This window comes from Phaeobacter sp. G2, assembly GCA_025163595.1.
Taxonomy (GTDB): Bacteria; Pseudomonadota; Alphaproteobacteria; order Rhodobacterales; family Rhodobacteraceae; genus Pseudophaeobacter.
The window spans coordinates 2,224,893-2,241,615 of record CP104100.1 but is presented as its reverse complement, the minus strand read 5'-3'; the positions used below and the strand labels follow the sequence as shown (position 1 = coordinate 2,241,615).

The window sequence follows — 16,723 nt, the reverse complement described above, 5'->3', positions numbered from 1 at the left end:
CTCAGATCGCGATTGGCGGGTTTTGCACCTGCTGCATCGCTTGCAAAACCAGATCAGGCCCCGAGCCAGGACGGCTTGCGCCTTCTGACAGGGCGCGTCGCCAGGCCCGCGCGCCGGGGCGGCCGGCAAAAAGCCCCAGCATGTGGCGACTGATCTGATGCAACCGCGCGCCCTGCGCCATTTGCTCTTCGATATAGGGCAGCATCTGCTGCACCACATCAAAGGGATCGCGCGCCGCGCCACCCCCATAGACCCGCGCATCCGCGGCGGCCAGAATATCGCTGGGTTGGTGATAGGCGGCACGACCAACCATCACCCCGTCAAGACCCCGATCAAGATGCTCAAGCGCCGCGTCCAAGCTGGCAATGCCGCCATTGAGCGAAATATGCATATCGCCAAAGGCGCGCTTCATTTCATGCACCAGGTCATAATCCAGAGGCGGAATGTCGCGATTTTCTTTTGGGGACAGCCCTTTGAGCCAGGCTTTGCGCGCATGGATGGTCACCCGCTGACAGCCTGCGGCACGGATTTTTTCCAAAAACACCGGCAAAATGTCACGCGGTTCCTGCTCATCCACTCCAATGCGGCATTTCACGGTGATCTCTACCGCCACCTTGGCCCGCATCTCTGCAACACACTCCGCCACCAGATCAGGGCTTTGCATCAACACCGCGCCAAAGGCGCCAGATTGCACCCGGTCACTGGGACAGCCGCAGTTGAGATTGATTTCATCATAACCCGCACGCGCCCCAAGCTGGGCCGCCTGCCCCAGTTCAATCGGATCAGAGCCGCCAAGCTGCAAGGCCACCGGGTGTTCCTCCGGGCTGTAATCCAGCAAGTGCAGGGCGCCTCCCCGCACCAAAGCAGGCGCAGTTACCATTTCGGTATAGAGCAGCACCTGATGGCTGAGCAGACGATGTAGGTATCGACAATGGCGATCTGTCCACTCCATCATCGGCGCTACAGAAAGGCGCGCAGCGCGTTGCACGTGGGAAAACCCTGAATTGTCTTGCTCTTTTAGATCCGCCATGGTGCGCACTTTCCCTGTTGCGGCTCGACCCAGCCCCGATTTACCTGCGGTGCCACAGATTGTGGCTCCGACGGCGCCGTGTAGCACCTTTTTCCATCTGAGTGCCAGCACTGCAAACCCCGCTGTGAGGGACCAGCGCCCCGACAGCGGCGGATCGCCGCATGGTACCCGGATTACCCCCCGATCAGGCCGCCCCTCACTATGTCAGACAATGAGCTGCGCCAATGGCCGCTTTGAATAGGGGCAGAGAAGTCAGCGTCCTGTAGAGGCAATGGCCCCTTGGCATTTGCAGTCCGAATGTCCGGTGCAATTGGCAGTGGGTTAAAGATAGTTGCCCCCGCCCAATCACCAAGCTTGCACCTTGGAAACAAGTCTGCGATCACCTCAAATGTGATCATGACCTTACGACCTGTATGAAATGGCCCCCTTTTGAAGCACCGTTTCCTTCATAAATTTGGATTGCTTTTCCCGGCGCTCACATGGCTGTTCATTCAGTTCACCATGTCGGGCCTCGTGCTTGGGTCTTCGGCAAATGCGATGCAGATTGAAATCTGTTCGCCCTCAGGCGTCCAGCTGATCACCATTGATCCAAATACTGGTGAACCAAGTGAGCCCACCGCCAAAGGCGGGGGCTGTGATTGGTGCCAGTCCTTTGGGCAATTCATCGACACCTCTGCACGCGACGACCTGAACTGGGTTGTTCTGAACCTGAGCTATCAGCAGAACCTGGCCCTGGCGCCGCCTTTGCACAAACCATTGCGGCTGATTGCGGATTACCACAGCCGGGCGCCTCCTCTCCTTTGAGCTTTCACAAGACCTGAATGAAACCCCGAAATAGCCCCGTTTGGCGCTGTTTGGGAAATTCCTGTGAACCAAAGGAAAACCGATGTTCAAAACACTTGCAAGCGGCGTTGCCGCAGCTGCTTTTGCAGCCTCTTTCGCCATACCAGCCTGGGCTGACACAATCACCGTAACCGATACCATGGGCCGCAGCGTCGAGGTGCCAGAGGATCCGCAGCGGATCCTGCTGGGGTTCTACTTCGAGGACTTCATGGCCATCGCAGGCGCCGATTCCTATGACCGGGTTGTTGCGATTTCCAAAGACACCTGGGAAGGTTGGCGCAATCTGCAATGGCAGACCTACGCCGCAGCCATCCCACGTCTGGAAGAGCTTACGGATATTGGAGAAGTCGAATCCGGCTCCTTCTCGCTGGAGGCGGCAATTGCAGCTCAGCCTGACCTGGCCGTGCTTGCCGCCTGGCAGTATCGCAGCCTCGGAGATGTCGCCGACCGCATGGAGGCCGCAGGTATTCCGATCGTTGTCGTCGACTACAACGCCCAGACCGTGGAAAAACACGTCCAGTCCACCAAAATCCTGGGCCAGATCATGGGCACCGAGGACCGCGCCGAGGCGCTGGCGAATGAATACGCCGCTGCCGTTGGCGAGATTCAAACCCGCCTTGCGCAACTACCGGACGACCTCCACCCCAAAGTTTACGTGGAGCTGGCCCGAAAAGGCAAAGACACGGTCGACAACTCCTACTCAGGGACACAATGGGGATCCGTCATCGACCAGCTGGGCGCCACCAATATTGCCAATGGCCAGATCAGCAACTGGGGCAAGCTGAGCCCTGAATATGTGCTGGCGCAAAATCCACAGACAATTCTGCTCGCCGGGTCTGGCTGGGCCGGACGTGATCAGGCCGTTATCATGGGGCCAGGCGTGGACCCCAAGCTGACCCATGAGCGGATGCAAGCCTATATGGATCGTCCCGGCTGGAATGGTCTGGACGCAGTAAAGAACGGCAAGGTCTTTGGCATCTATCATGGCGGCAACCGCACGCTTTATGACTATGCCTTCCTGCAGTTCCTCGCCAAGGCAATGTACCCGGAACAGTTCGCGGATCTGGACCCGCAGGCCTCGCTTGACCGGTTCTTTTCCACCTATATGCCGGTTGAGTTTAAAGGCACCTACATGACCCAACTGCCAGGTGGCGACGGGTGATACCTGCATCCACCGCACCGCAAAAGGGGGCGGCGCATGCCGCCCCTGACACTGCGATCTCCACTGTTTACCGCGGACTGATCTTGCGACGCTTTGCCCGGCTGTTTGGGGCGGCAGCCGTTCTGACTGCGCTGATCATTGCTGACATTCTGACCGGCCCCGCCATGTTGGGGCTTACCGAGGTTCTGACCGGGCTATTCACCCCGGCAACGGCAGATGCCACAACACGGGTAATTGTCCAGGATATCCGCCTGCCCATGACCCTGATGGCCATTCTTGTGGGCATGTCTCTGGGCACCGCGGGCGTGCATATGCAAACGATCCTCGGCAATCCGCTCGCCAGCCCCTATACGCTGGGATTTTCGGCGGCCGCCGGCTTTGGCGCGGCGCTGGCGATCCTGACAGGATTTAGCCTGCCCTTCCTGCCCTGGCTCACCGTGCCCCTGTCGGCCTTTGTCATGTGTGTGCTCGCCGCTGCCCTGGTGTTTTCCTTCTCAAAAATGCGTGGCATGCGCCCCGAGATCATGGTGCTGGCGGGGATTGCCACCCTGTTCATGTTCCAATCGGCGCAATCGCTCGTGCAATATCTAGCCGCCCCCGAAGTGCTCCAGGCCATCGTGTTCTGGCTGTTTGGCTCACTTCTCAAGGCCAGTTGGAACAACGTACCGATCGTAGCTATTGTTTTTGCAATCAGCACAGCCGCCGTGATCCCGAACCTCTGGCAATTGACCGCTCTGCGCCTTGGCGATGCCCGGGCGGCGGCCATCGGCGTCGATGTGCATCGGCTGCGCATCAGGCTCTTTGTGGTGGTTGCCTTTCTGACCGCAGCAGCGGTCGCCTTTGTCGGCACCATCGGTTTTGTTGGCCTTGTCGCGCCGCATATCGCACGGATGCTGGTGGGTGAAGATCAGCGGGTCTTGCTGCCGATGGCGGCAATTGTGGGTGCCATTATCATGACCGGCGCTTCGGTGCTGTCAAAGCTGGTCTCCCCCGGTGGCGTGGTCCCGATTGGCATCGTCACCGCCTTGATTGGCGTGCCCTTCCTGTTCTTTCTCATCCTGCGTGGACAAAGGAGACATTGGTGAGTTTCCATATCAAAAACCTGAACGTAGCCTACGGCAGCACCCAGGTGATCAGTGGCTTTGATGATATCTGGCCGAAGGGGCAGATCACCGCGCTGATCGGCTGCAACGGTGCCGGTAAATCGACCCTGCTGCGCGCCCTTGCCGGGCTCAGCCCGATGCAAGGTGTGATCTCTGTGTCCGGCGGCGCGCTCTCGCCCGAGGACCAGCGTCGCCAGATCGCCTATATGCCGCAGGACACCAGTGCGCAGTCCTCTTTGACCGTATTGGAAGTGGTGCTGCTGGGACGTCTGGGCAGCCTTGGTCTGCGCCTGCCCGCAGGCATTGCCGAGCAGGCCATGGCCGCGCTCGACACCTTTGGCCTCGCCTCTCTGCAATCCCGGCAGCTGGACGAAATCAGCGGCGGCCAACGTCAGTTGGTTTTCCTGACCCAGGCCCTGTTTCGCCAGCCCCGCGTTCTGCTGCTGGATGAGCCAACCGCCGCGCTGGATCTGCGCCACCAACTGCTGGTGCTTGACCGGTTGCAGAAGGTGGCGCGTCAGAACGGCACCATTATCGGCTTGGCCATGCATGATCTCAACCTCGCAGCCCAATATGCCGACCGCATTGTCGGGCTCAATGGTGGGGTGAAAGCAGCCGCAGGTCCTGCTGTGGAGGTGCTGACCGCAAACAACCTGCGCGCCATGTATGGCATCGAGGCCAGGATCACCCTGGACGCCCATAACCAGCCCCAAGTGCTTCCCATTCGTGCGGTAGAATAAATAAGGGGGGCAGCTGACCCAATGCCCCCCGCACTTCCCCTGCTGTCCCCTTTCATCTCCAAGTGAGCCGTCACAGCCTGGCTCGCAACGGCGCGTCACAGCATCGCTGGCGAAAAGAGAAAAAAATTCGGTTTGACCCGTTTTTCTTCTGGACGCGCAAAAACACCAAAGCTATACGGACCCCACATTCCGGCGTAGCTCAGCGGTAGAGCAGTTGACTGTTAATCAATTGGTCGTAGGTTCGATCCCTACCGCCGGAGCCAAAGATTTCAAGGGCTTAGAGGTTCACGCCGCTAAGCCCTTTTTCTTTGCGAACCGCCCCGGAAACCAAAAGCCCGCGCAACGGCTGCAAATTTCCGCCCCCCGGACGATCCCGGCGAACGACGGTGCGACGAGCCCCACCTCAAGCGCAGCCCCCCGAACCTCGCTTTGTCCATTGCCGTCTTGCCAAGTGGACAGGGGAACACTTTGGCAAGTGATCCGCTACCAGCGGGCCGCCTGAACAAAAAAGGGGCGGAAGACAACTGTCTTCCGCCCCTTTTGGAAGGAATTTGAGCCCTGATCGACCGCTACTGTGCCAAGCTAGGCAGGTAGAGCACGATCGAGGGGAAAGCCACCAAGAGCGCGATGGTCACACCATCGGCGATAAAGAAGGGCATCACCCCACGGAACACATCCTGTACGCTCAGATCATCGCGCACCCCGGCAACAACAAAACAGTTGAGCCCAATCGGCGGGGTGATCAGGCAGAACTCGGCCATCTTTACCACCAGAATGCCAAACCAGATCGCACACATCGGCCCCGACATGCCAAAGGCACTGTCCGCGGCTGCAACGCTTTCGCCGCCGTTCAGAGCCATCACTGCCGGATAGACCACCGGCAGCGTCAGCAAGAGCATGCCAATGGCATCCATGAACATCCCCAGCACCGCATAGGCCAGCAGGATACAGATCAGGATCACCATCGGCGACATCTCCAGGCTGGTGATCCAGTCAGAGAAGGCTCCGGGCAAATCTGCAAAGCCAAGGAAACGCACATAGATCAACACGCCCCAGATGATGGTAAAGATCATCACGGTGAGCTTGGCGGTTTCCAGCAGGGCGGATTTGAACTCGCCCCAGCGCATGCCGCGCCACAGGGCCATGCAAAAGACCACAAAGGCCCCCAGGGCGCCGCCCTCTGTCGGGGTGCCCCAGGCGTCGCCGCCAAAGGGGTTGTAGACAAAGCAGATGATGATCACCACGACAAAGACAATCGGCAGCGCTCCGGGCAGCGCTTCAAAGCGCTGGCGCCAGGTAAAGCCCTTGACCGGGGGGCCAACGTTTTTGAATACCAAGGCAATGCCAACAATCAGCAACACATAGACCACGGCGCTAAAGGCGCCGGGAATGAACCCCGCCAACAACAGCTTGCCCACGTCCTGCTCGACGATGATGGCATAGATCACCAGAATGGCCGAGGGCGGGATCAACGAGGCCAGCGTGCCCGCAGCGGCAACCACCCCAGCGGCAAAGCGTTTGTTATAGCCAATCGCCAGCATTTCGGGGATGGCTATACGGGCAAACACGGCCGAGGTTGCGACAGATGCGCCTGAAACCGCGGCAAAGCCTGCGGTGGCAAACACGGTTGAAACCGCAAGCCCACCAGGCAACCAGGCGATCCAGCGCTTGGCGGCCTCAAACAGGGCACGGGTCAGGCCGGCGTAATAGGCCAGATAGCCGATCAGAATAAAGGTCGGGATCAGGCTCAGCGCCTGGCTGGAGACCTTGGAATGGGGCACCTGCCCGGCAATTTTGACAGAAACGGTCAGCGCCTTGCCAAATTTGTCGGGGCTGTAGCCAAACTTGGCCCAGAAGATCCAGATCAGACCAACCAGCCCGGCCAGACCGGCGGCAAAGGCCACCCGCATGCCAACAACAACCAGCACCAGCAAAAAGCTCGTGACCCAGAGGCCAATTTCAATAGGTTCCATGCCCGTTACCCCTGCCCGCCGATGGCGTCATTGTCATGTCCGCTCAATTGTTCCGCCTCAGCCGCAGCCTGCTCGGCCGCGTCCTGGATCAAAGGCACTGCAACCGGGGTGTCCAGCCCCAGAACCATGGCCCGGCCATAGCCCCAGACCTGCAGCAGCAGCCGCAGGCACAGCACAGAAAAGGCCACCGGTGCCAGCAGTTTGGCCGGCCAGATGGGCAGGCCGATGTCGATGGAACTGTCGCGGCTCCATAAGGGAGCGGCGAAATCAAACGACCGGGAGAAATGCGACCAGCTGCCCCAGACAAGGGCCAGCATCAGCACCAGGATCAACAAGACCGAGATCAGTTCAAACAGCCAAAGCGCCCGTCCGCGCAACGCCCCGATCACAATATCCATCCGGATATGGCCACCGTCACGTTGCACATAAGCGATCCCCATAAAGGCGATGAGCGGCATAGCCTGCTCGATCCAATCCACATAGCCCGGCAGCGGCGCATTCATCGTATTGCGCCCGGCAACCGAAACAACGGCCATAAGCATAAGTGAAAAGACAGCCAAGCCGCTGATCAGTGCAAAGACTTGCTCCAGCTTCAGCAATTTGCGGTCAAGACGGCTGATCAGACTGCCGTCTTCCAGCACCGCGGCGTTTCCCGCCATGGGGCCCACCTTTCGTTAGAGTGTTCCAGAATATAAAAATCGGGGCCGAGAGATCCCTCCCAGCCCCGATCCCGATAGCGCGCGGTTTAGTTGCCCGCGCGGGTGTCTTCCAGTGTTTTCACCACCAGATCATACAGTTCCTGGCCAGGAATACCCTGGGCTTCCATGTCCTTGATCCACTGTTCGCGGATCGGATCAGCCGCTGTGGCGCGGAATGCGGCCAGTTCGGCCTCGGGCAGCATGACCTTGGTCACGCCTTTTTCTTCCAACACGGCATCCCATTTTTCGAGCAGTGCGCCATAGTTGGCCAGGTAATGCGAAATCGCTTCATCAACCGAGCTATCAAGGGCAGTACGCTCGGCGTCGGACAGCGCCTCATAGGCATCTGTGTTGACCACAACCGGGCAGTTCACGGTGCCAGGGTTCAAGTTGGCGGTCCACCACTCGGCGCGGTTGATGGTGCCAAAGGCCAGATGGGCGTGCTGGGCAAAGGCGACAGTGTCAACAACACCGGATTCCATTGCGTTATAGGCTTCGGTCGCGGTGACCGAGGTTGGCACCGCACCAACCGCCGAGAAGGCTTTGCCGATGCCGCCAGTGGCGCGCACACGCATGTCTTTGAATTCTGCAACCGCATCGCGGGGCTCACCGGTGCCGACAATATTGTACTGTGGCATGGGGCTGGTCATCAGCAGTTTGGCATTCCAGCGCGCCAGGTCCTTTTGTGCCGCTTCATGGCCATAGACAGCATGGCTGACGGCAACCTCTTCTTCCAGGGTATTCACACCCAGGAACGGCAGTTCAAGCACGGTGATCGAAGGGTTTTTGTCACGGTGATAGCCAGCACAGAACTGCGCCATTTCAAAGGCACCGATGGAGATCCCGTCAAGGTTCTCTTTGTTCTTGGACAGGCCACCATAGCTGATGTTCAGGGTGAATTCACCGTTGGTTTTGTCGCTGACCAGTTCGGCCAGTTTTTCAACATGTTCGGTAAAGGCGCGACGCTTGCCCCAAACCGATACATTCCATTCAGTCGCGGCAGCCTCGCCAACCAGTGCAAAACCAGCAGCAGCCGTCACAGCAGCAGTCAAGATCGTCTTCATTGTATTCCTCTCCCTTGTTGCGCCAATCCTTGCCCGGTAGCCAGTGGCCCGGCGGGGCCACCTGTCGGCAGGCGCTTGGCGGGTAAGCTAACGACAAGACACACAGCTGCCAAGCCCACAGATCCGCTGAAACGAAGAGTTTGTAGCTCTGATAGCAGCAGAGCGGGCACCGGCCGGGACTGAATGCAAATGCAGCACAGCGCCGCCTTGGCCGAGCGCAACAAAGTTGCGTAAATCACCCTCATTTTTTGTCCGATCCGGCGCCTGATGCACAAAATGCCGCAGGTCCAGATCGGCTCGCCGCACTCTTTTGCCCCGCTTGAACCCGGCGATTCCACGCCTTTACAAAAAATGTGAGGGTAATTCGTTGACTCACAACCCCCATAATCACAAGGGATTTCCAGATTTTTTGGACCAAAAATTTTCATTTTCAGGCAAGTAAAGGAAATTCATTTACAAGCAAATCGTTATTTTCCCGTATCTTATTCACTTATTTTCCTCTCGCCCTATGATCACCGCCAGGGAAGGAAACGGTTTGACAGTCATGCCTCGTGGTTGTGGTGTCGAACCGACTAAATATCTGGGAGGAGAACAGCATGTCACAGCACCCCGAAGGTAAGGCCCACGCGCCATCCGCGGAAACCGTTGCCCGCGCCCATGTGGACAGTGCCAAATACGAAGAAATGTATGCCGCGTCGCTTAACGATCCAGAAGCCTTCTGGGGAGAGCACGGCAAGCGCATCGACTGGATCAAACCCTTCACCACGGTGAAGGATGTGAATTACAACTTTGGCGAAGTCTCGATCAACTGGTTTGCCGACGGCACATTGAATGTCTCGGCCAATTGTATCGACCGCCATCTGGACACCCGAGGCGATCAGACCGCAATCATCTTTGAGCCCGATGATCCCGATGAGGCCGCGCAGCACATCACCTATAAAGAGCTGCACCGCCGCACCTGCCGCATGGCCAATATCCTGGAAACCATGGGCGTACGCAAAGGCGACCGGGTGGTGATCTATCTGCCGATGATCCCCGAAGCCGCCTATGCGATGCTGGCCTGTGCCCGTATCGGCGCAATTCATTCTATTGTATTTGCCGGGTTCAGCCCCGATGCCCTGGCGGCCCGTGTCAACGGATCGGACGCCAAGGTGGTGATCACCGCCGACGAAGCCCCACGTGGTGGTCGCAAGACGCCGCTGAAGTCCAACGCGGATGCCGCTCTGCTGCACTGTAAAGACACGGTGAAATGCCTGGTGGTCAAGCGTACCGGTGGCCAGACCACCTGGGTGGCCGATCGCGACTACGACTATAACGAGATGGCGCTGGAAGCGAACGACTACTGCAAACCCGCAGAGATGAACGCCGAAGACCCGCTCTTTGTGCTGTATACCTCCGGCTCCACCGGCCAGCCCAAAGGTGTGGTTCATACCTCCGGCGGCTATCTTGCCTATGCGGCGATGACCCATGAGATCACCTTTGATTACCACGATGGCGACATCTACTGGTGTACCGCTGACGTGGGCTGGGTCACCGGCCACAGCTATATCGTCTATGGCCCACTGGCCAATGGCGCCACTACCCTGATGTTCGAGGGTGTGCCGACCTACCCCGACGCCAGCCGGTTCTGGCAGGTCTGCGAAAAGCACAAGGTCAACCAGTTCTACACCGCCCCCACCGCCCTGCGGGCGTTGATGGGTCAGGGCAATGAATGGGTCGAAAAATGTGACCTGTCCTCGCTGCGCTTGCTGGGCACCGTGGGTGAGCCAATCAATCCCGAAGCCTGGAACTGGTACAATGACGTTGTGGGCGGCGGCCGCTGCCCCATCGTTGACACCTGGTGGCAGACCGAAACCGGCGGCCATCTGATGACCCCCCTGCCCGGCGCCCATGCCACCAAGCCGGGCTCGGCCATGAAACCTTTCTTTGGCATCCAGCCCGTGGTGCTGGATCCGCAGTCCGGCGAAGAGATCTCTGGCAACGGTGTTGAAGGTGTTTTGTGCATCAAGGACAGCTGGCCTGGCCAGATGCGTACCGTCTGGGGCGATCACGAGCGCTTTCAGAAGACCTATTTCTCGGACTACAAAGGCTACTACTTTACCGGTGATGGCTGTCGCCGCGACGCCGACGGCGATTATTGGATCACCGGCCGCGTCGATGATGTGATCAATGTCTCCGGTCACCGGATGGGCACCGCCGAGGTCGAAAGCGCACTTGTGGCCCATGCCGCCGTCGCAGAGGCCGCTGTTGTGGGCTACCCCCATGACATCAAGGGCCAGGGCATCTATTGCTATGTCACCCTGATGAACGACCGCGAGCCATCGGATGAGCTGCTGAAAGAGCTGCGCACCTGGGTGCGGACTGAAATCGGCCCCATCGCCAGTCCGGATGTCGTCCAATGGGCACCAGGCCTGCCAAAGACCCGCTCTGGCAAAATCATGCGCCGTATCCTGCGCAAGATCGCCGAAAACGACTTTGGCGCCCTGGGTGACACCTCGACACTGGCGGATCCATCGGTGGTGGATGACCTGATCGCCAACCGGGCAAACAAGGGGTAAGGCAGCATGACAACTGATGTAATGACCCGCCCTGCCGTTTTGATCCTTCTCGGCCCTCCCGGCGCCGGGAAGGGCACACAAGCCCGCGTTCTGGAAGAGAAATTTGGCCTTGTGCAACTCTCGACCGGGGATCTGCTGCGGGCAGCTGTTGCTGCAGGCACCGCAGCCGGTAAAGCCGCCAAGGCGGTGATGGAATCTGGTGGTCTGGTGTCGGATGAGATCGTCATCAATATCCTGCGTGACCGTCTGGCAGAACCCGATTGTGCCAAGGGGGTCATCCTGGATGGCTTTCCGCGCACAACCGTGCAGGCCGAAGCGCTGGATGTTCTGCTGGCAGAGACCGGGCAAAAGATCAACGCCGCCGTCAGCCTGGAAGTGGACGACAGCGCCATGGTGGCCCGGGTTTCTGGCCGCTACACCTGTGGCGGCTGCGGCGAGGGCTACCACGACAGCTTCAAGCAGCCCGCAGTTGCCGGTAAATGCGACAAATGTGGCAGCGAATACATGACCCGTCGTGCCGATGACAACGCCGAAACCGTTGCCAGCCGCCTGGCAGCCTATCATCAACAAACTGCGCCGCTGATTGCCTATTACGACGGCAAAGGCGCGTTGAAAACAATTGATGCCATGGGAGAGATCGAAGCAATCTCCGGTGGCTTGGCCAAGATCGTGACCGAAGCCACCGCATAACACCTAGAATTTCCAGGGGGTCGGCCTGCTCAGCCGATCCCCATACCACAAACCGGAAAATCCGACGATCTCTGCTGACCCTCGGGCCAGCACATTGGCGGAGCCATGCCCGACACCCTGTTTTATCAAAACAGTGGCGCGGGCAAACACAGAGCGTTTGCCTGATTGACCCCTCAATCAGGTCCTGGAGGAAGAAGGAGAAGCCGCCATGGCGGATCACACAACAAAAGCTGCACAAACAGCCGAGGCCGATAAAGGCTATTGGCGGGCCAATGTGCGGATCATTCTTGTCAGCCTGGTGATCTGGGCTGTCGTTTCATTTGGCTTTGGCATTCTGCTGCGCCCGATGCTGTCCGGCATCGCCGTGGGTGGCACTGATCTGGGCTTTTGGTTCGCCCAGCAGGGATCGATCCTGGTCTTTTTGGGCCTGATCTTTTTCTACGCCTTCCGCATGAACAAACTGGACCGTGAATTCGGCGTCGAGGAGGAGTAACAATGGATCAGTTTACCATCAACCTGCTGTTTGTAGGCACGTCTTTCGCGCTCTACATCGGCATTGCGATCTGGGCCCGTGCGGGCTCCACGTCTGAATTCTACGCGGCGGGTCGCGGCGTTCACCCTGTCACCAACGGCATGGCGACCGCGGCAGACTGGATGTCGGCGGCATCGTTCATTTCGATGGCGGGCCTCATTGCCTTTACCGGCTATGACAACTCCTCCTTCCTGATGGGCTGGACCGGTGGCTATGTTCTGCTGGCGCTGCTGCTTGCCCCCTATCTGCGCAAGTTCGGCAAGTTCACCGTATCCGAGTTCATCGGTGATCGGTTCTACAGCCCAACTGCGCGCATCGTGGCGGTGATCTGTTTGATCGTTGCCTCAACCACTTATGTTATTGGTCAGATGACTGGCGTGGGCGTGGCCTTTGGCCGCTTCCTCGAAGTCTCCAACACTGCGGGGCTGTTAATTGGTGCCTGTGTTGTGTTCGCCTACGCGGTGTTCGGAGGCATGAAAGGCGTAACCTATACCCAGGTTGCGCAGTACTGCGTGTTGATCATGGCCTATACCATCCCGGCCATCTTCATCTCGCTGCAGCTGACAGGCAATCCGATCCCGGCACTGGGCCTGTTTGGCGATCACGTCGCCTCGGGTGAGCCTTTGTTGCAAAAGCTGGACGCCATCGTGCGGGAGCTTGGCTTTAACGAGTATACCGCTCACCATGCGGATACTTTCAACATGGTGCTGTTCACCCTGTCGCTGATGATCGGCACCGCCGGCCTGCCCCATGTGATCATGCGCTTCTTTACCGTGCCACGCGTGGCAGATGCCCGCTGGTCCGCGGGTTGGGCGCTGGTGTTCATCGCGCTGCTGTATCTCACCGCCCCTGCGGTTGGCGCCATGGCGCGTCTGAACATCACCGATATGATGTGGCCCAATGGCACCGATGCGCAGGCGGTTTCCGTCGAGCAGATCGAAAACGATGCCCGCTATGACTGGATGGCCACCTGGGAAAAAACCGGGCTCTTGGCATGGGAAGACAAAAATGGCGATGGCCATATCCAGTATTACAACGATAAAAATGCGGATATGCAGGCCAAAGCGGCTGACATGGGCTGGCAAGGCAACGAGCTGACCAACTTCAACCGCGACATCCTGGTGCTGGCCAACCCTGAAATCGCCAACCTGCCCTCTTGGGTTATTGGTCTGGTGGCGGCTGGCGGTCTGGCGGCGGCGCTGTCAACGGCGGCAGGCCTGCTGCTGGCGATCTCTTCCGCTGTGTCACACGATCTGATCAAAGGTTCGATCAATCCGAATATCTCGGAAAAAGGCGAACTCCTGTCGGCGCGGATTGCCATGGCGGTTGCCATTGCGGTTGCCACCTACCTTGGCCTCAACCCTCCCGGCTTTGCGGCGCAGACTGTGGCGCTGGCCTTTGGTCTGGCGGCTGCTTCGATCTTCCCGGCACTGATGATGGGGATTTTCTCCAAGAAAATCAACAACACCGGGGCTGTCGCAGGTATGCTGGCTGGTCTGGGTGTTACCCTGATCTACATCTTCCTGCACAAGGGCTGGCTGTTCATTCCGGACACCAACTCCTTTACCGATGCGGATCCGTTGCTGGGTACAATCAAGTCCACCTCCTTTGGCGCCATCGGTGCCGCGGTGAACTTTGCCGTTGCCTACCTGGTTGCCGGCATGACCAAGGAAACACCGCAGGAGATCAAAGATCTGGTCGAAAGCGTGCGTATCCCACGTGGAGCCGGTGCGGCACAGGATCACTGATCCCTCCCTGGACGGGCCACTCCCTCGGGGGACCCTCCCCTCTGGTCCGTCCCTTTTTATCCTCATGCCCGCCCGGCTCAGCGCTCGGGCGGGCATCCCCAATTTTTGCCCAATTGCCCTCTATGAGACAGGTGCCGTGATGCCGATTTCCGAAACCGACCTGATCCGCTTTCTCACCTCCGTTCACCCCTATGACAGTCTCGAGCTGAGCAAGCTGCAGGATCTGGCACCAAAGTTCCAACTGCTGTCGATCAGTTCAGGAGACACAATTTACGAACGCGGCGCCGATCTTGCCGGGCTGTATCTGGTGCATCACGGCGAAGTCGAAGTCTTTGACGAGAACGACATGGCGATCTCGATCCTGGGGCCGCGCAATTCCTTTGGCGAACGCGGGCTGACCCGCGACGGCCGTGCCGCAACCACAGCGCGGGCCAGTGCTGCAACCGTGCTGCTGCTGCTGCCGCGCGAAGATTTTGACGCCCTGATGCGGGCAGAACCGGCGGTCACGCGGTTTTTTGATCGCCGCCGCCCCGATACGCCGCTTCAGAACGGTCTCACCACCACCCGCGCCGAAAGCTTTATGGCGGCACCGCCAGTGACCTGCTCTGCGGGCCTGACCTGTCAGGGGGCGGCGCAGCTGATGCGCCAGCATCATATCTCCTGTGTCTGCATCAGCGAGGGCGATCACCTGCTGGGCATTCTCACCACCCGCGACCTGACGGAAAAACTGCTGGCGGAGGGGCTGCCCTTCTCTACCCCGGTATCGCAGATCATGACCAAAAACCCCCGCAGCCTGCCGCCCGAGGCGATTGGCTCAGATGTGCTGCATGCGATGATGGAACATCACATCGGCCATATCCCGGTGGTGCAGAATGGACAGTTGATGGGTATAATCACCCAGACCGACCTCACCCGGTTTCAGGCGGTCAGCTCAGCCGAGCTGGTCTCCAGTATCGCCCGCGCCAGCAGCGCTGAGGAAATGGCCAGGGTGACTGCGGAAATTCCCCGGCTGCTGGTGCAGCTGGTGGCAGGCGGCAATCGCCACGAGGTGGTGACCCGGTTGATCACCGATATCGCCGACACCGTGACCCGGCGGTTGCTCACCCTGGCGGAAGAAACGCTTGGGCGCCCACCCGTCCCCTATCTGTGGCTTGCCTGTGGCAGCCAGGGGCGCCAAGAGCAAACCGGGGTATCGGATCAGGACAATTGTCTGATCCTGTCCGATGCGGCCCAACCCCAGCACGACGCCTATTTTGCCGCCCTCGCCGCCTTTGTCTGTGATGGGCTCAATACCTGCGGCTATGTCTATTGCCCGGGCGATATGATGGCGACCAATCCGCGCTGGCGTCAGCCTTTGCATGTCTGGCAGGACTATTTTGGCGGCTGGATCAGCAAACCCGGCCCCGAAGCGCAGATGCTGGCCTCGGTGATGTTTGATCTGCGCCCCATTGGTGGCGATGCCGCGCTGTTTGAGGGCTTGCAAACCCGGGTTCTGGCCTCGGCCTGCGCCAATTCAATCTTTGTGGCCCATATGACCGCCAATGCGCTGAAACATACGCCCCCCCTGGGGCTGTTGCGGGGCTTTGCCACCATTCGCTCAGGCGAACACCGCAATACCCTGGATATGAAGCACAATGGCGTGGTGCCGGTCACCGATCTGGGCCGTATCTATGCGCTGCAGGGAAAAATTGCGGCGGTGAATACCCGCGCCCGTCTGGACGCCGGCGCTGCCATCGGGGTGATCAGCGCCAGTGGGGCCCGCGATCTGTTGGATGCCTATGATCTGATTGCGCAAACCCGGCTGGAACACCAGGCCGCCCTGGTGCGCAAAGGCGCTGCGCCTGACAACTATTTGGCGCCCTCTGATTTGTCCGACTTTGAGCGAAGTCATCTGCGGGATGCCTTTGTGGTGGTAAAAACCATGCAATCGGCGCTGGGGCACGGTAAGGGAATGTTGAGCTAACGGATCACCTGTTGTTTTGCAGGGGCCTCTGGCAGCAATATTTTGGGAAAGATGAAAGCGGCGGTTTGACAAGGCCACCGGACAATCGCGAGGGGAATTGATGTTTCTGGAACTGATCGCTGTGATTTTTGCCGGTATCGCTGTCGCTGGGGTGGTGATGCTGGTCAACAATGTCACCGGAGCCCGCCTGCCGCGCTGGCTGGCGCCGGTGGCAGCGGGCCTGGCGATGATCGGCGTCACGGTGACGTCGGAGTATAGTTGGTACAGCCGCACCCTGGCCTCCCTGCCCGAAGGGTTGGTGGTGGCTGACACGGTTGAAAGCCGTAGTTTTTATCGGCCCTGGACCTATGTTGTGCCGCTGAGCGAACGCTTTGTCGCGGTTGATCTTGCCACCATGCGCAGCCATGCTAAGCAACCGGATCACCGTCTGGCAGAGGTGTTCTTTTTTGGCCGCTGGGCCCCGATCAGCCAGCTCAGCATCGCAGCCGATTGCGCCAGTTGGCGACGGGCGGCGGTGGAGGCCGACACCAGCTTTGCCCAGGATGGGGGCATTCACGGGGTCGACTGGGTCTCGCCTCCTGCACAAGACTCGCTGTTGGAAACCATCTGTGGAGGCTGA

Annotated in this window: 14 protein-coding genes and 1 tRNA gene; 11 read left to right on the top strand and 4 right to left on the bottom strand. The window is 59.2% G+C overall.

All coding sequences use genetic code 11. The features are described 5' to 3' along the window. Window position 1: 1 nt before the first annotated feature. Window positions 2-955: a tRNA dihydrouridine(20/20a) synthase DusA gene (gene dusA / locus N1037_10675; protein ID UWS81351.1), complete on the bottom strand. Its 954-nt coding sequence runs from the start codon at window positions 953-955 to the stop codon at window positions 2-4. Window positions 956-1,567: 612 nt separating this feature from the next. On the opposite strand from dusA, the gene N1037_10670 reads away from it, so the two are divergent. From N1037_10670 to N1037_10650, 5 genes are all read left to right on the top strand, one after another. After that, window positions 1,568-1,834, top strand: a complete 267-nt coding sequence (locus N1037_10670) for a hypothetical protein (protein ID UWS77762.1) — start codon at window positions 1,568-1,570, stop codon at window positions 1,832-1,834. A gap of 82 nt (window positions 1,835-1,916) precedes the next feature. Continuing rightward, on the top strand, window positions 1,917-3,035 hold the full coding sequence (locus N1037_10665; protein ID UWS77761.1) for an ABC transporter substrate-binding protein: 1,119 nt from the start codon (window positions 1,917-1,919) through the stop codon (window positions 3,033-3,035). Beyond that, on the top strand, window positions 3,032-4,120 hold the full coding sequence (locus N1037_10660) for an iron ABC transporter permease (protein ID UWS77760.1): 1,089 nt from the start codon (window positions 3,032-3,034) through the stop codon (window positions 4,118-4,120). The genes N1037_10665 and N1037_10660 overlap by 4 nt, the downstream gene beginning before the upstream one ends. Continuing rightward, a complete protein-coding gene (locus N1037_10655; GenBank protein ID UWS77759.1) occupies window positions 4,117-4,878 on the top strand; it encodes an ABC transporter ATP-binding protein in 762 nt (253 codons plus the stop codon). Before N1037_10660 ends, N1037_10655 begins: the two co-directional genes overlap by 4 nt. A gap of 188 nt (window positions 4,879-5,066) precedes the next feature. Then, a tRNA-Asn gene (locus tag N1037_10650) sits at window positions 5,067-5,141 on the top strand. A gap of 306 nt (window positions 5,142-5,447) precedes the next feature. On the opposite strand, the gene N1037_10645 is transcribed toward N1037_10650, so the two are convergent. The 3 genes from N1037_10645 to N1037_10635 form a co-directional block, all read right to left on the bottom strand. Next, window positions 5,448-6,851 carry a TRAP transporter large permease gene (locus N1037_10645; protein UWS77758.1) on the bottom strand — a complete coding sequence of 468 codons (1,404 nt, stop codon included), beginning with the start codon at window positions 6,849-6,851 and terminating at the stop codon, window positions 5,448-5,450. A gap of 5 nt (window positions 6,852-6,856) precedes the next feature. After that, window positions 6,857-7,510: a TRAP transporter small permease gene (locus N1037_10640; GenBank protein UWS77757.1), complete on the bottom strand. Its 654-nt coding sequence runs from the start codon at window positions 7,508-7,510 to the stop codon at window positions 6,857-6,859. 86 nt (window positions 7,511-7,596) lie between these two features. Further along, entirely contained in the window at window positions 7,597-8,613 is a 1,017-nt protein-coding gene (locus N1037_10635; GenBank protein UWS77756.1) for a C4-dicarboxylate TRAP transporter substrate-binding protein, read from the bottom strand. A 596-nt stretch (window positions 8,614-9,209) separates the two neighbouring features. Here N1037_10635 and acs point away from each other — a divergent pair. The 6 genes from acs to N1037_10605 all read left to right on the top strand — a co-directional run bounded on the left by acs (window position 9,210) and on the right by N1037_10605 (window position 16,723). Then, window positions 9,210-11,171, top strand: a complete 1,962-nt coding sequence (acs, locus tag N1037_10630) for an acetate--CoA ligase (GenBank protein ID UWS77755.1) — start codon at window positions 9,210-9,212, stop codon at window positions 11,169-11,171. Window positions 11,172-11,177: 6 nt separating this feature from the next. Then, window positions 11,178-11,861 carry an adenylate kinase gene (locus N1037_10625; protein UWS77754.1) on the top strand — a complete coding sequence of 228 codons (684 nt, stop codon included), beginning with the start codon at window positions 11,178-11,180 and terminating at the stop codon, window positions 11,859-11,861. A 208-nt stretch (window positions 11,862-12,069) separates the two neighbouring features. Then, on the top strand, window positions 12,070-12,354 hold the full coding sequence (locus tag N1037_10620; protein UWS77753.1) for a DUF4212 domain-containing protein: 285 nt from the start codon (window positions 12,070-12,072) through the stop codon (window positions 12,352-12,354). A gap of 2 nt (window positions 12,355-12,356) precedes the next feature. Continuing rightward, on the top strand, window positions 12,357-14,141 hold the full coding sequence (locus tag N1037_10615; GenBank protein UWS77752.1) for a cation acetate symporter: 1,785 nt from the start codon (window positions 12,357-12,359) through the stop codon (window positions 14,139-14,141). Window positions 14,142-14,280: 139 nt separating this feature from the next. Beyond that, window positions 14,281-16,104 (top strand): DUF294 nucleotidyltransferase-like domain-containing protein, encoded by a 1,824-nt coding sequence (locus tag N1037_10610; GenBank protein UWS77751.1) that lies wholly within the window; start codon window positions 14,281-14,283, stop codon window positions 16,102-16,104. A gap of 100 nt (window positions 16,105-16,204) precedes the next feature. Then, the gene (locus N1037_10605) at window positions 16,205-16,723 is read left to right on the top strand and encodes a hypothetical protein (protein ID UWS77750.1); all 519 of its coding nucleotides are present in this window, start codon (window positions 16,205-16,207) and stop codon (window positions 16,721-16,723) included.

Coding starts and splice junctions, on each gene's coding strand:
- N1037_10640 (UWS77757.1), bottom strand. CDS start 7,510: ATGGCGGGAAACGCCGCGGTGCTGGAAGACGGCAGTCTGATCAGCCGT.
- N1037_10620 (UWS77753.1), top strand. CDS start 12,070: ATGGCGGATCACACAACAAAAGCTGCACAAACAGCCGAGGCCGATAAA.
- N1037_10670 (UWS77762.1), top strand. CDS start 1,568: ATGCAGATTGAAATCTGTTCGCCCTCAGGCGTCCAGCTGATCACCATT.
- N1037_10615 (UWS77752.1), top strand. CDS start 12,357: ATGGATCAGTTTACCATCAACCTGCTGTTTGTAGGCACGTCTTTCGCG.
- N1037_10665 (UWS77761.1), top strand. CDS start 1,917: ATGTTCAAAACACTTGCAAGCGGCGTTGCCGCAGCTGCTTTTGCAGCC.
- N1037_10645 (UWS77758.1), bottom strand. CDS start 6,851: ATGGAACCTATTGAAATTGGCCTCTGGGTCACGAGCTTTTTGCTGGTG.
- dusA (UWS81351.1), bottom strand. CDS start 955: ATGATGGAGTGGACAGATCGCCATTGTCGATACCTACATCGTCTGCTC.
- acs (UWS77755.1), top strand. CDS start 9,210: ATGTCACAGCACCCCGAAGGTAAGGCCCACGCGCCATCCGCGGAAACC.
- N1037_10605 (UWS77750.1), top strand. CDS start 16,205: ATGTTTCTGGAACTGATCGCTGTGATTTTTGCCGGTATCGCTGTCGCT.
- N1037_10625 (UWS77754.1), top strand. CDS start 11,178: ATGACAACTGATGTAATGACCCGCCCTGCCGTTTTGATCCTTCTCGGC.
- N1037_10635 (UWS77756.1), bottom strand. CDS start 8,613: ATGAAGACGATCTTGACTGCTGCTGTGACGGCTGCTGCTGGTTTTGCA.
- N1037_10610 (UWS77751.1), top strand. CDS start 14,281: ATGCCGATTTCCGAAACCGACCTGATCCGCTTTCTCACCTCCGTTCAC.